The following is a 14,189-nucleotide window of genomic DNA, read 5'->3' as shown; positions in this document are numbered from 1 at the left end:
AGCGTTCTCCCGATCGGGCCGGTTCTCTTGCCACCCTCAGCACGCGGGCAATGCGCCCAGCGCCTGCATGTCCGCCGCCGTCACCGGGTCGCGCACGATGAACAGGTAGGATACCGCGGAAATGACGCCGATCACCGCACCCACGTCGAGCGCCAGCACGAACGAGCCGGTCGTCTGTACGATCAGCCCGGTGATCGTGGGTGCGAGCGCACCGCCCAGATAGCCGCCGAAATTCTGCATCGCCCCGATCGAGGCGGTGCAGTTGGTCGGCGCACCGACGGAACTCAGCGCCCAGGCGCAGGTGCTGGTCGCGTAGACGAGGAACAGCGAGGCGGATATGAAGATGATGGCGAGCACGTTGCTCTCGACATAGGCCGCCGCCGCGGTGCAGGCCGCGGTGCCGAGTAGCGCCACGCCGGCCGGCACCTTGCGGCTGTTCATCGGCGAGAAGCCGTGACGCAGCAGCCAGTCGGCGAAATGCCCGCCGAGCACGCTGCCGAGAACGCCCCAGACGAAGGGGATGGAGGCGGCGATGCCGGTGAACTTCACCGACATGTGGCGCTGCATTTCCAGGTAGGCGGGAAGCCAGGCGCTGTAGATCCAGGTCAGGTAGATGCACCCGAAATAGCCCAGTATCATTCCCCAGGTGGTCCGGAACCGGAACAGGCTGCGCCACTCGCCGAACGTCACCTTGGCGCGATGGCCCGGCGGGTCGCCCTGCACGCGATAGGCGTTTTCCTGCGGCGTCAAGGCCACGGCCGACGGATCGCGGTAGCGGACGAACCACCAGCAGGCGACGACGAGGCCGGCGACGCCCATGATGACGAACATCGCGCGCCAGCCGAAGCTGAGCATGAGATAGGTCAGCAAGGGCACGCCGATCGCCGTGCCGAGCGAGGAGGCGCAATTGAAGATGCCCATGGCGAGACCACGATCGCGCGCATTGAACCAGTCGCGTGCCACGCGCGCGCCGGTCGGAAATTGCGGCGCCTCGCCGATGCCGAGCAGGATGCGGGCGCCGAAGAACTGGCCGAAGCTTTGTACCAGTCCGGCCAGCACCTGCGCGAGCGACCACAGTGAAAGCCCGAGGGTCAACAGCTTGCGTGGCCCGATCCGGTCCACCATCGCCCCGGTCGGGAGTTGGGCGAACGCGTAGGCCCAGAGGAAAGCGGAAAGCAGATATCCCATATCCGCGACCGAGAGATGCAGGTCGTGGCGGATAAGCGGGTTGGCGACCGCAAGCGTCGCGCGGTCGATATAGTTGATGACACCGGCGGCCACGAGCATGGTCAGTGCCGAACGTTGCGTCGCGCGCACACGCGGCGTTGCCACCATGTGGCGCAGGCCCGTGACTTGCATCCTGTTCTCCCAGACGCCCGCACTCCGGCGGTTCCTCTGACTTAATCCTGCTGCCGTCCACGGCAGGCGGGAAGCGCGGATTGCTTCACGTCATCGTTCCCGCGTTACGGCCGATGCCGCCGAACCAGGCTTCGGCATGGCCTCCGGGCGGTCGTGATCAGGTCGCCCGCCTGCGGCAACCGGCTGCCCCGGGGCAGGCCGGTTCGCCAGCCACACCAGCAGCTCGATGATATCACCGGCAGGGTTGCCGCCGCCGTCCACGACACGCCTGCCGTCGATGTCGACCGGCCCGATCTACTTGGCCAGGAGGGCCTGCGCCCGGTAGGCGTCCGGCGTCTCGATCACCGGTGTCGAGCGGCACCCCGCTTGCGAGTGCCTGCACCAGCATCGCTGCCAGGCGATCCGCCGGATCGCCGTGGGAGGCGGTAGTCATGCCGCCTTGCCGTGCCTCTCCTGCGTCCGCAGCCCGCCGTCGCCAGGTTCCGCGAGCACGGCCAGCGCCGCCGCGACGCCACCGGCTCGATGCGGTACGCCGGCGCGTGCGAGGCCCATTTCGACGCCACTCAGCGCGCCCGCCAGCACCAGGCTGTTGCAGGCGCCGAGATGGCCGATGCGGAACACCTTGCCGGCAAGCTTGCCCAATCCGGCGCCGAGGGACATGTCGCAGCTCTCGAGCACGACCTTGCGCAGATGATCCGCGTCATGGCCGGGCGGCATCATGACGGCCGTCAGCACCGGCGAGTGTTCGGCCTCCTCCTGGCAGAGCACCTCGAGCCCCCAGGCGCCTACGGCGGCCCGGGTTGCCGCGGCAAGGTGATGGTGACGCGCGAACACCGCATCGAGCCCCTCCTCGTGCAGGATGGCGATCGCCTCGCGCATGCCATACAGCAGCGTGGTCGCCGGCGTGTACGGGAAGAACCCGTTGGCATTCGGCTTCAGCATCTCGGCCCAGTCCCAGTACGACCGCGGCATCCGGTTGGTGCGCGAAGCTGCCAGTGCCTTTTCCGACATGGCGTTGAAGCCGAGGCCCGGCGGCAGCATCAGCCCCTTCTGCGAACAGGCGATCGTCACGTCCACCTGCCACTCGTCGTGCCGGTAGTCGGCGGAGCCAAGCGAGGAGATCGTGTCCACCATGAACAGCGCGGGATGCCCGGCGGCGTCGATGGCGCGTCGGATTGCGGGCACCCGGCTTAGGGCGCCGGTCGAGGTCTCGTTATGGACCACCATCACCGCCTTGATCGCGTGCGACCGGTCCGACGCAAGTGTCGCCTCGATGACGTCCGGGGGCGCACCGCGGCGCCAGTCCCCTGGGATGAACTCGACCTCGAGGCCGAGGCGCGCCGCCATCTGTCGCCACAACGTCGCAAACTGGCCGGTCTCGGCCATGAGCACCCGGTCGCCCGGCGAGAGCGTGTTGACGATGGCGGCTTCCCACGCGCCGGTTCCGGAGGAGGGATAGATCACCACTGGGCCTGCGGTCCTGAAGATCGACCGGCAGCCGTCCATTACCTCGCGTCCCAGCCGTCCGAACTCAGGGCCGCGATGGTCGATCACCTGCCGGTCCATGGCCTGAAGCACGCGCTCGGGCACCGGACTTGGCCCGGGGATCTGCAGGAAATGCTGTCCGGACCTGGCCATCGATCGAGCCCTCTCGGCCGCCGTGCCTCCATGCATTCATCTCGGGAGACAGGAAGACGAAATTGCATTCACTTTTTGCGACGTGCAAGTCTCGCTCCGCCGATCGTGGCAAGCTGCGGTGCGGGGACGCATGGATCAGGCGGCAACTCCGTTCGGGGCTGAACCGGTCACGGCAATTGATGCGGCGCCGGTGTCGCTGCATGCCGGACTGCTGGTCAAGCTGCTGCCGAACCGGGGCGCCAGGCTCCGCACGCTCGGTGAGCATGACGTGAGCGAACTCCTCGATGTGGTCGGCGGCCTCGAGGCACTGGCCGGCCGGCTGGCCTGCGAGCGGATCACCCACGGGGAAATCGCCGAGATCGAGCGCCTGCATCATGAGATGCATGCCTTCTACCTGCGGCGCGACATGCACGGCTACTTCGCCTTCAACCAGGCGATCCACCAGCGCATCGTCGAGGCGTGCCGGAACGAGACCCTGCGGATGACCTATGCCACCTTCGCCACGCGGGTGCGCTACGGCGCGATCCTCGCGCGCAACCGCCAGCGCCGGGGTGAGGCGATGCAAGAGCACGAGGCCATCCTGGACACGCTGCGACGACGTGCGGCCGACGAGCTGAGCGATATCCTGTTCAGGCACCTTCGCAACAGAAGCGGCGCTGCTCTAGAGCAGATGGCCGCACGGGACGAGGGCGTCGTCTGACCTGCATGCAGAACCGTTCTCATGTATGCGTTTGCGGTCACGAGCTGCATGCGTCCGCCCGCGTTGCCGGCCCGAGCAACTGACGAGGAGATAGGCATGGCATCTCCGCTGCTTCCTCCAGCTCGATGTTGCGAACCGGAGATGCACGGTCGATCCGGCATCGTGCTCGATGACCTAAAGTAGCAACTGAAGCCGCATGGGCTGTGGTTTCCGGTCGACGTCTTCACGGCGTCCCGTGCCACCATCGGCGGCAGGGTCGGCAACAATGCGTGCGGCGGCGGCTGGCTGCCCTACGGCACCACGCGCGACAACGTCGTCGATCCAAGGCGTGCTCGCCGACGGCATGCGGATGCAGTTCGGCGAGATCGCCACCGATGCCGCCAGCCCCGGCTCGGCGGACGCGCGGTCGGGATCTGCAATTTCGGGTCGTTCCATACGTCCGTGCGTGCAGCCCAGAAATCCATCTGCAGGAACATGCCAGCGAGAGTATCGCCCGGTCGCGCAGCGGTTCTCTGCCCCAACCTCATGCTCCGACGCTGACTTGTCGAGCGTCAAGCCGGGTCGGTTCCGGCCGGGGAGCGGGCGAGGCGTAGCGAACGTTCTGCCTGAGCGTATCGCATTCCGCAATGTTGCCGGGCTATCGCCCTGACGGTGACGAGACCGGGAGCGGTAGCGGCCCGGTGACGCCGTCGGCCAGCCGGTTCACGTAGTCTTGCGCCGAGCTTCCCGGTGTCGGCTGGAGCAACGAGGCAACCCTTCGCACGATGGTCAGCGTGCTCAACGTCATCACGATCGGATGCACGCCGAGACGTACGATGCCATAGCAGGCTCATGACCGAGCCGATGGAGATAACAAGGCCCTCGGTCAGGATCACGACGGTCGCGCCGATCACCGCCGTTGCGAGTGTCGCCTGCGGCTGATCTCCGCCGTGATGCGGCCGCCCTGCATTACGAGCAGGCGGCGAGGTCAGGATCACGCCGACAACACTGACGACTCGCTATATCTCTACGCCCACCACAAACTCGATGCTGCAGGTATCGAAGATATGGCGCTCAAGCTCTTGGGGAGATAGCGAACTTGCAGTCAAAGTCACGCCGAGACACCCGACGCTTGCTAAGATAAAGGAAAGCGGCGGTCGCGCTCGGCCGAGTTGGATGCAGTGAATGGCGGTCGAGCGCTTGACTACCGACCGCCCTATACAGCGTCCTCAGTGCGGTCAAGCGTGACTGTAGCCCTCGCAAGCTTGCACTGGCGCTTTGCGATACCGCCGGCATGATTTTGCCACCTCCGGGATCGGCCGCTTTTCGGGCGTCGGGTCCTCCTCCTCGACAACTGCAGCTACTTGGCATGCGGGCGGCATCAAGTTTCGGGTGGAGGGTCGCCCCGGCCTGACCTCCCGCGGCCGGTGGCCCTGAGCAAACTGCTGGACAAGCGTCGGCGACTCAGCCAAGCATGCTAGCGCAATCATCAGGACCGCGCAGACGGTCATCGAAGGCTGGGGAAGCGCGTAATATGCAAGAGGCAAGTCGATCTGGAGCTACAACCGTGCCGGCCCCGGCAGGAGCCCTCACGCGACGCAAGGCCATCGCCGCTCTGGGTGCGCTCGCGGGCATCATGGGTCTCGCTGCGCCGGGGCGAGCAGGCGCGGCGCCGGCGCGCCCGACCATCGGCGTTGTCGTGCCGACACTCGATGCCCAGTTCTGGAACACCTATGTCAGTTTCATCCGCAAGGGCGCCGACCAGCTCGGCGTCAATCTCGTGGTGCTGAACGCCGACAATAATCCCGACCAGATGACCAAGTCGCTCGAGGACCTGGTGGCACGTCCGGTCGACGGCATCATCTTCACGCCCTACTGGGACACCGCGGCGCGCGGCCTGACGCTGGCGCGCGACGCCAGCATCCCGGTGATCCTGACCGACAGCTATCCGCCATTCCTGCCGCAGTCGAAGCGGTTCCCGAACTACCTCGCCTTCGTCGGACCAAGCGACGAGGATGCCGGACGCCAGATGGGCGAGGCGCTGTTCGCGGCGATGAAGCCGGACGCGAACGGCAAGAAGGTGATCGGCGTTGTCAACGGCACCGCCGGCACCTCGGTCGCCATCGACCGCCGGAAGGGTCTCGCGGACGCGCTGAAGAACCATCCCGAGGTGCAGATAGCCGGCGAGGTGGACGGCAATTTCGTGCGTGACACCTCGCAGACGGTTTTCGAGTCGCTGTACCAGGGCCATCCCGACATCAAGGGCGTGTGGGCGGCGAATGGGGGCACCGCGACCGGCGTGCTGACCGCTCTCAAGAACGTGGGCAAGACGCCTGGCAAGGACGTGGTGGTGGTCGCGATGGATCTCAATCCGGAGAATGTCGAGGCGGTGCAGAAGGGCGAGCTGCTGTTCGATATCGGCGGCCACTGGCTGCAGGGCGGCTACGCGCTCGTCATGCTGTACGACGCGATCAAGGGCAAGCCGGTGGCGAAGGATAACGATGTCATCAAGCTCAAGCTGTTGCCGCTGACGCAGGACAAGGTCGCGCAGTTCAAGTCCGATTTTCCCGGCGGCGTCCAGCCGTACGACTTCAAGCAGCATTCCCGCGTATACAATCCGGATGCGCCGCCGCTGGTCGTCGCGGTCAGCTACAGTCACTGAGTTCACCCCATGCGGGTGGCGGCCACTCACATCAGCCGGAGCTTCGGCAGCACGCGCGCACTAATCGACGTCTCGGTCGCGCTCGAGCCGGGGCTGGTGCACGCCCTGGTCGGCGAGAACGGTGCCGGCAAGTCGACGCTGCTGAAGATCCTGGCCGGCGCCGAGCGTGCCGATAGCGGCGAGGTGCTGCTGGACGGCCAGCCTTTCGCGCCGCGCTCGCTGGCCGAGGCGGAAGCGCGTGGCGTCGGGCTGGTGTACCAGGAGATCACCATCAACCCGTCGCTGAGCATCGCCGAGAACATCTATATCGGCCATCTGCGACGCTGGCGGCGAGGCGGCCTGCTGTCCACGGCGCGCATGCAGCGCGAGGCGCAGCGGGTGCTGGACAGCTTCTCGGCCGGCATCTCCGTATCGCGTTCGCTGAGCAGTCTCGATCTCGGGCAGTGGAAATGCATCGAGATCGCCCGCGCGCTGTCGCTGCAGCCGAGCGTGCTGCTGCTTGATGAGTCGACCGCGTTCCTGAACCACCGCGAGGTCGACGCGGTGCTGTCCGCGATGCAGGCGCTGAAGCGGGAAAACATGGTGATCGCCTTCGTCTCGCATCACCTGGCCGAGGTGGAGCGCGTCGCCGACCGCCTCACCATCCTCAAGGATGGAAGCAAGGTTGGCGACTACGACAGCGCCAGCATCGGCCGTGACGAGATACAGGCCCGCATGGTCGGGCGAGGCGTGTCCACGGGCCGGCCGGCCGCGCGCGAGCCGGTGCCGCACCCTGCCGGGCCGGTGCTGTCGGCCCGTGCGGTCGCCTCGGGTGCACGGCTCGCGCCGCTCAGCTTCGAGTTGCGGCCGGGCGAGATCGTGGGCATCGCCGGGCTGAAGGGCGCCGGCGGCGAGCGTCTGATGGAGTTGATCGCCGGCATCGTGCAGCCCGACAGCGGCGGTATCCAGTTGGGAGGCCGTGACTACCGCGTCCGCACCCCGGCGGATGCCTGGCGCCAGGGTGTCGCCTACCTGCCCGGCGACCGCACCGCGGAGGGCCTGATCGTCGATGCCAGCGTGCTCGACAACCTGGTGATGGCGCGGCCGCCGCGGCGCGGGCCATTCTTCGACCGCGCCCGCGCGGGGCGCTCGGCTCGCGCGCTGATCGACCGGCTGCGCATCAAGACCAGCTCGAAGGACGCGCGGTCCGGCTCGCTCAGCGGCGGCAACCTGCAGAAGGTGGTGCTCGGAAAATGCCTGGCGATCCAGCCGAGCGTGCTGCTGCTGCACAACCCGACGCGCGGCGTCGACATCGGCGCACGGCTGGAGATCTACCGCATCCTGCGCGAGGAGGCAGCATCCGGCCTGGCGGCGCTGGTACTCAGCGAGGACCTGAACGAGCTGATCAGCCTGAGCGACCGCATCCTGGTGATGCGCGCCGGCGCGGTCGCCTTCACCGTCGACCGGCCGGCGGATGCGACCGAGGACGACATCATCCGGCATATGACGTGAGCTAGCGGACATCATGGATCAGTTCGACAGCGAGGCGGCTCCGGTGCCGCAGGCGGCGGCCTCCCCGGCGGTGACGTCCGGGGCAGTGGAGCCACCGGTCTCGCGCTGGCGCTCAGGCAGCGCGCAGAAATTCTTCCCCGTGCTGCTGCTGCTGGCGCTGGTGATCGTGTTCTCGGCACTCTCGCCTCGCTTCCTGCACATCAACAACCTGCTGATCGTGGCGCAGCAGGCGGTGGTGCTGCTGGTCGCCGCCCTTGGCATGACCTTCGTCATCATCGCGGGCTCGATCGACTTGTCGGTGGGAGCGATCGTGGCCCTGTCCGCGCTCGCCACCGCCTGGTCGGTGCCGACGCTGGGTGTCGCGGCCGTGGTGCCGGCCTGCCTGGTGGGGTTGGCCTGCGGCCTCGCCAACGGCATCGTCGTTGCCAAGGGCAAGGTGCCGTCCTTCATCGTCACCCTCGGCGCCATGGTGATCTATCGCGGCATCGTTCTGTTCTTCACCCGCGGCGCGCCGATCTCGATCGATGACGAGACTTTCCTCGACGTATTCTCCGGGCGCGTGTTCGGTATCCCGACCTCCGCCATCATTGCGCTCGGCCTGATCGCGATCACCCTGGTGATCCTGAACCTCACGGTATTCGGCCGCGAGGTGCGTGCCGTCGGCGGCGGCGAGCGCATCGCATTCCTGACCGGCATCAAGGTCGACCGCGTCAAGATCGGGCTGTTCGCATTGCTCGGCTTGTTGTGCGGCATGGCGGGCCTGCTGCAGGGCGCCCGCGCCATGGCGGCGACGGCGCAGCTCGGCGAGGGGCTGGAACTCGACGTGATCGCGGCGGTGGTGGTCGGCGGCACTCCGCTGACCGGTGGCGTCGGCAGCATACAGGGCACCATCCTCGGCGCATTGATCATCACCACGCTCTCGAACGGCATGAACAGCATCGGCCTGGATCCCTACTTCCAGAACATCGTGAAGGGTGGGGTCCTGGTGTTGTCGGTGTTCGTGACCATCGACCGCAAGAAGATCGGCATCATAAAGTAGGAGCACGGCCTGCCTCTGCCTTCTCCCGCCCAGCCGGGCCTGGCGGCGGGCGGTCCGGGTGATCGGCTCATCTGCAGAGCCGCATGAACACCACACCGGTCGAGGCTGAGGATCGCTTTCTCAACCTGCTCGCAAGCATCTTGAACGACAGCGGCTCTACGTGCGTTCAACCGTCCTTGCGAAGAGGGGTGCTGAGAATGGCGGTATCAGCTGGGCTGCCTGCGACCCCGGAAGAGAGCGGCAAGCCGACCTACCTGACCCTGCTGCGCCAGCCAAGCTTCACCCTCTTCTTCATGGCCGCGTCAGCGTCCACGCTTGGCTCGGCAGTGGTGCCTGTCGCCCTGACCTTCGCACTCCTCCAGATCGGCTACACCGCGACTGCGGTCGGCCTGATCCTGGCAGCCCAGACCGCGCCCACGGTCATCCTGCTTCTGGCGGGTGGCGTCATTGGTGATCGATGGTCCCGCCGTCGCATCATGATGGGAGCGGACGCCCTGAGGTGCGTCTGCCAGGGAGGCCTTGCAGCGCTTCTTGCGACAGGCCATCCGTCCCTGCCTGCCCTCATGCTTCTGGCGGCGTGCCTGGGCGTCGGGAACGCGTTCTTCAGCCCAGCCGAGAGTGGGCTGATCCCTGAGATCGCCGGTGAGAAGAGCCGGATCAAGGCCGCCAACAGCCTCCTGGGCATTTCCAACTCGCTCTCGGCCATTCTGGGCCCGGTCATCGGCGGCATGCTCGTCGGGTTGGGAGATGCCCCGCTTGCAATCGGCATGGACGCACTTTCCTACGCCTTGAGCGCCGCCTGCCTGGCATTCATCCATCTGCCGCAACACGAGCGGAAGTTGACGACATCGGTCCTGACCGACCTCAAGCAGGGCTGGTCGGTATTCCGCCAGCACAAGTGGCTTCAACTGGTGACAGCACAATACGGCTTGCTCAACCTGGTCACCTTCGCCCCATTCTTCGTGCTCGGGCCGGTCATCTTCTCCTCGATGCCGAATGGTGCCCGGTCCTGGGGCTGGATCGCATCGGCCACCGGTGCCGGCGGCGTCGTCGGTGGTCTGCTCATTCTCAGGTTCCGGCCATCCAGGCCACTCGTCGCCTACGAGATCTCGGCAGCTCTCCTGACGGCTCCGCTCATCGTGCTCGCCCTCCATGCCTCGGTGCCGGTGCTCATGGCCAGCAGCGCCGTGTTCGGCCTGGCCTTGTCCATCCTGAACGTCACGGTGCAGACGACGATCCAGGAGCGCATGCCCGAAGAGGTGCTCTCGCGGATCAACGCCCTGTTCAGCGTGGTGGCTACCGGGCTGGGCCCGCTCGGTTTCGCACTTGCCGGGCCCGTCGCACATCTTGCCGGGCCTCGCCATGCCCTCGGCGTCGGATCGGGTATCACACTGGTCAGCGCCGCGGCCCTGCTTTGTCTCGGCCACATCAGGCATGTGAAAGCCATACGCGCACCCTAGCCGGATGCCTGAAAGTTTTACCGGAAGACGGTGCAGCTTTCCTGGAACCGTGCAGGGAATGCTGAAGCTTCAGGCTTATCGAGACGCCTGGAAATGAGTCGCGGGCTGGCTCCCGCAATCCGAGACCTGGCACGGTGGCCCGACTGGGGTACAGGCGGCAAGCAGGCCCAGGCATAGCCAGAGCGCTACGACATTCATCGTCGATCTCCTACATGGTGGTCTCTGTGACAGGCAGCTTGCAGAAATCCGCTCGGGAGAAGCTGTCCATGCGAGTAGTGGCGCTGGGCACGACTCCTGATTACGCGACCTCATCCAGCTCAGGGTGGCGCCGGCATGACAAAGCCCGGTATGGCTATGCAACTGTGGTCGGCAGTGGCATCGAGACGCAGCTTCCTGAGGGGCGCATACTCGTCGCCATGGTAGAAGGCCGAGGCTTGTTCCATGCTATCGAACCTGACGATAGCGCTCACGCCGGGCTTCGAGCCTTCGAAGACTGTCGCATTGTCGCTCATGGCAACGATTTCTGCCCCCGCTCGTACTAGAAGCGGACCGGCCTGAGCGCTGTAGGATCGATAGGCTTCCCAGTCAGTCACACCGAACTCGAAAATAAGGTAGGCGGACATCATCCTGATCCTATTGGTTGTCTGTCGGCACGATCTTCGTTTCCGGTTTCAGTGGCTCGCCACCGGAGCTTTCGGCGGAGCGACCCGGCGCATGAAGGCGACCAGGATGGTCCCGACTACGAATGCCAGCATGATGACCCGGAATGCGTCGGCGTAGGCGAGTGTCGAGGCCTCGCGGTCGGCCAGGTTCCACAGCGCGCGTATCGCTGCGGCATGACCGTCTTGCGCGGCGCCGGGCATCGCACCGTAGCGCGCCGTTGCGGCAGCGACGAATCGGGTTGCCGCTCCGTTCGCAGTCGTGAGATTCGAGGCGATCATCGTGAAGTGCAGGTTCGTCCTGTCGTTGAGGACCGCGGCACTGACGGCGATACCGACCGCACCGCCGAGGTTGCGCATCATGTTGAACAGCCCGCTGGCATATTTGAGCCGCTCCGGCGGCAAGCTGCCGAGGCCAAGATTGACGCTGGGCGCCACCGCAAAGACCTGCGGAAAACCCCGGAGGACCTGCGGCACCAGCAGTTCGGCTCCGCTCCACGCGCTGGTGATGAACGAGAAGCTCCACATGGCGACCGCAAAGCAAGCCATCCCCGCCATCATCAGCCATCTTGCATCGATACGCTTCGACAGCAGGATGAAGGCGGGCGTCCCGAGCAGCGAGGCGACACCGGTGGAGAAGATCGCCATCCCGGTCTGCCACGCGCTGTAGCCGCGCACGTAGCCGAGAAACAGCGGCGTCAGGTAGATGGTGGTGAAGATGCCGACGCCGGTGATGAACGAGAGGCAGCAGCCCAGGGAGAAGTTGCGGTTGCCGAAGGCGCGCAGGTCGACGACCGGGTTGGCAACCATCAGGCTGCGCACGACGAAGATAGCCAGCGACACGCCGGAGATCCAGGCGCAGTCGGTGATCGTGGCATCGTCGAACCAGTTCCAGCGCGTGCCTTCCTCGAGGACATATTCCAGCGTGCTCAGTCCGACCGCCATGAGCAACATGCCGGCATAGTCGGCGCGCCGCAGCAGCGAGAGATCGGGCTTGTCGATGTCGACGAGCAGCGGCACCAGGAGCGTGACCGCGAGGCCCGGCACCAGGTTGACGTAGAACAGCCAGCGCCAGTCAAGCGTGTCGGTGATCCAGCCGCCGATGACCGGTCCCAGGGTGGGCGCCACCGAGGCAATCGTTCCGATCACCGCCGCGCTGTAGACACGCCTGGTGCCCTGGAAATAATGGAACGAGGAGGTGAACACCGTCGGCACCATCGAGGCGCCAAGAAGACCCTGCAGCGCGCGGAACACGATCATGCTCTGGATGTCCCAGGCGAGGGCACAGAGCAGGCTCGATGCCGTGAACCCGGCAGCCGACGCGGTGAACAGCCAGCGCGTGGAGAACACCCGCGTGAGCCATCCCGAAAGCGGGATCATGATGATCTCGGCGATCAGGTAGGCGGTCTGCACCCAGCTGATCTCGTCCTGCGCGGCCGACAGTCCGCCGCCGATGTTCTGCAGCGACGAGGCGACGATCTGGATATCGAGCAGCGCCATGAACAGGCCGACGCACATCACCACGAATGGCAGGATGCCCGGCTGCACCGCCTAGTGACCGGTCCGGAGGTCGACGCTGACGACCGCCGAGAGGCCGGGGCGCAGGCGGGACAGGGTGGCGCCGTCGGCGTCCAGCATGACCCGCACCGGGACACGCTGCACGATCTTTGTGAAGTTCCCGGTCGCGTTCTCGGGCGGAATGATGCTGAAGACGGCGCCGGTTCCCGGCGCCAGGCTGTCGATGCGCCCGTGGAACACGACTCCCGGGGCGACGTCGGCTACCACATCGGCAGCCTGGCCGCGCGCCATGTGGCCGAGCTGGTCCTCCTTGAAGTTGGCGTCCACCCAGAGGCCATGCGCCGGGATTATCGAGAGCAGGTAGCTGGCCCGCGAGACATAGGCTCCAAGCCGGACGGCGCGGTTGCCGACATAGCCGTCGATCGGCGAGCGGATCTCCGTATAGCCGAGGTCGAGCTCGGCGGTCCTGAGGTCGGCCTCGGCGACCTTGACCGAAGCCTCTGCCTCCTCAATCTGCGCCGCCAGAACGTCCAGCTGCCGGCGCGCCGCCTCGAGGCTGGCAACGGCCCCCGTCGCGGATGCGGATGTCTCCTGGTCGTTGGCGCGCGTTCGCTCGGCATCCTGTCGCGACCCCGCCGGGGAAAGTGCCAGGGCGGCGTAGCGGGCCCCCTCGATGCGCGCGAAGGCGAGACGCGCCCCGGCGGCGCGGACATCGGACGCCCGGACGTCGACCATCGCGAGCTGCTGCTCCCGCTGAGCCCGCAGGCCCTGCAGCGTCGCCTTGCGGGCTTCGAGCGTCGCCGCGGCATGATCGCAGATCGCCTGGAAGTCGCGTGGGTCCAGCCGGACCAGCAACTGCCCGGGACGCACGTGCTGGTTGTCGATGACGGCGACCTCGGAGACGAAGCCCGCCTCGTGTGGTGCGATCGCCGTGATGTCGCCGCCGACGTAGGCGTCGTCGGTGGAGACGATGAACCGGCCGTTGGTCCACCAGCCATAGCCGTATCGACCGGCCGCGAGGGCACCGACGAGGACGATCCCGAGCATCGCCGCCTTCCTGGCGCCGATCCGGGCGCGCCGGGGTGTGGCGATATCCCCGAGGGGAGGCGACGTCTTTGCCGTGCCTATGACCGCGCTCATGTCGGCACCGCGGCCGGATCCTGCGGGTCGGCATAGCGGAGGCGGAGCCGGTCGCCGGCGGCCGGGCCAGGGGCGCCGCGGAACGACGCGAGCGTCATCTCCTTGCCGGTGACGCGATCGACCAGGACCGGGTCCGCCGTGGCACCGGTCTCACGATCCACCAGCACCAGGCTCTCGCCCTCGGGCGCCAGATGCCGGTTGCCCCAGGCCAGCAGGGCCCAGAGCACCGGCTGGAAGTCGCGGCCGCGGTCGGTCAGGACATATTCGTCGCGTGGCGGCCGCTCGTTGTAGCGCCGTCGCTCGAGCATCCCGGCCTCGACCAGCGCGGCGAGGCGGCGCGCGAGCATGTTCGGCGCGATCCCGAGGCTCTTCTCGAACTGGTCGAAGCGGCTCAGTCCACCGAGTGCATCGCGCAGGATGAGCATGCTCCACCACTCGCCGACCCGGTCGAGGCTGCGGGCGATCGGGCACTGGGTGGTTTTGAGACTCTTTCGCTGCATGGGAGACCTGTCGCTTGCGTCGTGCAAGTCACCATGATCTAGTA

The 14,189-nt window shown here is 66.6% G+C and carries 12 protein-coding genes; 5 read left to right on the top strand and 7 right to left on the bottom strand.

Features of this window, described 5'->3' with window-relative positions:
* Positions 1–36 precede the first annotated feature (36 nt).
* Positions 37–1,359 carry an MFS transporter gene (locus FE263_RS05195; protein ID WP_138324811.1) on the bottom strand — a complete coding sequence of 441 codons (1,323 nt, stop codon included), beginning with the start codon at positions 1,357–1,359 and terminating at the stop codon, positions 37–39.
* Positions 1,360–1,788: 429 nt separating this feature from the next.
* A complete protein-coding gene (locus tag FE263_RS05190; RefSeq protein ID WP_171033944.1) occupies positions 1,789–2,997 on the bottom strand; it encodes a pyridoxal-phosphate-dependent aminotransferase family protein in 1,209 nt (402 codons plus the stop codon).
* A 130-nt stretch (positions 2,998–3,127) separates the two neighbouring features.
* Here FE263_RS05190 and FE263_RS05185 point away from each other — a divergent pair, with 130 nt between their 5' ends.
* Positions 3,128–3,697: a GntR family transcriptional regulator gene (locus tag FE263_RS05185; protein ID WP_138324809.1), complete on the top strand. Its 570-nt coding sequence runs from the start codon at positions 3,128–3,130 to the stop codon at positions 3,695–3,697.
* Positions 3,698–3,871: 174 nt separating this feature from the next.
* Here the strand turns inward: FE263_RS05185 and FE263_RS23085 are convergent, their stop codons facing one another.
* Positions 3,872–4,252, bottom strand: a complete 381-nt coding sequence (locus FE263_RS23085; RefSeq protein WP_240758995.1) for a hypothetical protein — start codon at positions 4,250–4,252, stop codon at positions 3,872–3,874.
* Positions 4,253–5,243: 991 nt separating this feature from the next.
* On the opposite strand from FE263_RS23085, the gene FE263_RS05175 reads away from it, so the two are divergent.
* The 4 genes from FE263_RS05175 to FE263_RS05160 all read left to right on the top strand — a co-directional run bounded on the left by FE263_RS05175 (position 5,244) and on the right by FE263_RS05160 (position 10,328).
* Entirely contained in the window at positions 5,244–6,338 is a 1,095-nt protein-coding gene (locus FE263_RS05175; protein ID WP_171033943.1) for an ABC transporter substrate-binding protein, read from the top strand.
* Positions 6,339–6,347: 9 nt separating this feature from the next.
* Positions 6,348–7,829 (top strand): sugar ABC transporter ATP-binding protein, encoded by a 1,482-nt coding sequence (locus FE263_RS05170; protein WP_138324807.1) that lies wholly within the window; start codon positions 6,348–6,350, stop codon positions 7,827–7,829.
* 13 nt (positions 7,830–7,842) lie between these two features.
* Complete coding sequence (locus FE263_RS05165; protein WP_138324806.1) at positions 7,843–8,868, top strand: ABC transporter permease; 1,026 nt, start codon at positions 7,843–7,845, stop codon at positions 8,866–8,868.
* Positions 8,869–8,951: 83 nt separating this feature from the next.
* Positions 8,952–10,328 (top strand): MFS transporter, encoded by a 1,377-nt coding sequence (locus tag FE263_RS05160; RefSeq protein WP_138324805.1) that lies wholly within the window; start codon positions 8,952–8,954, stop codon positions 10,326–10,328.
* A gap of 317 nt (positions 10,329–10,645) precedes the next feature.
* Here the strand turns inward: FE263_RS05160 and FE263_RS05155 are convergent, their stop codons facing one another.
* Genes FE263_RS05155 through FE263_RS05140 form a run of 4 tightly spaced genes read right to left on the bottom strand, consistent with a single transcriptional unit; the run spans position 10,646 to position 14,145 of the window.
* A complete protein-coding gene (locus FE263_RS05155; RefSeq protein ID WP_171033942.1) occupies positions 10,646–10,951 on the bottom strand; it encodes a DUF1330 domain-containing protein in 306 nt (101 codons plus the stop codon).
* 48 nt (positions 10,952–10,999) lie between these two features.
* Positions 11,000–12,535, bottom strand: coding sequence for a DHA2 family efflux MFS transporter permease subunit (locus FE263_RS05150; RefSeq protein WP_240758994.1), 1,536 nt, complete (start codon positions 12,533–12,535; stop codon positions 11,000–11,002).
* Positions 12,536–12,538: 3 nt separating this feature from the next.
* Entirely contained in the window at positions 12,539–13,645 is a 1,107-nt protein-coding gene (locus FE263_RS05145; protein WP_138324803.1) for an HlyD family secretion protein, read from the bottom strand.
* The gene (locus tag FE263_RS05140; RefSeq protein WP_138324802.1) at positions 13,642–14,145 is read right to left on the bottom strand and encodes a winged helix-turn-helix transcriptional regulator; all 504 of its coding nucleotides are present in this window, start codon (positions 14,143–14,145) and stop codon (positions 13,642–13,644) included. Before FE263_RS05140 ends, FE263_RS05145 begins: the two co-directional genes overlap by 4 nt.
* Between the last annotated feature and the right edge of the window lie 44 nt (positions 14,146–14,189).

The organism is Lichenicoccus roseus (assembly GCF_005844085.1).
Taxonomy (GTDB): domain Bacteria; phylum Pseudomonadota; class Alphaproteobacteria; order Acetobacterales; family Acetobacteraceae; genus Lichenicoccus; species Lichenicoccus roseus.
This window is presented reverse-complemented; position numbering and strand designations above follow the sequence as displayed.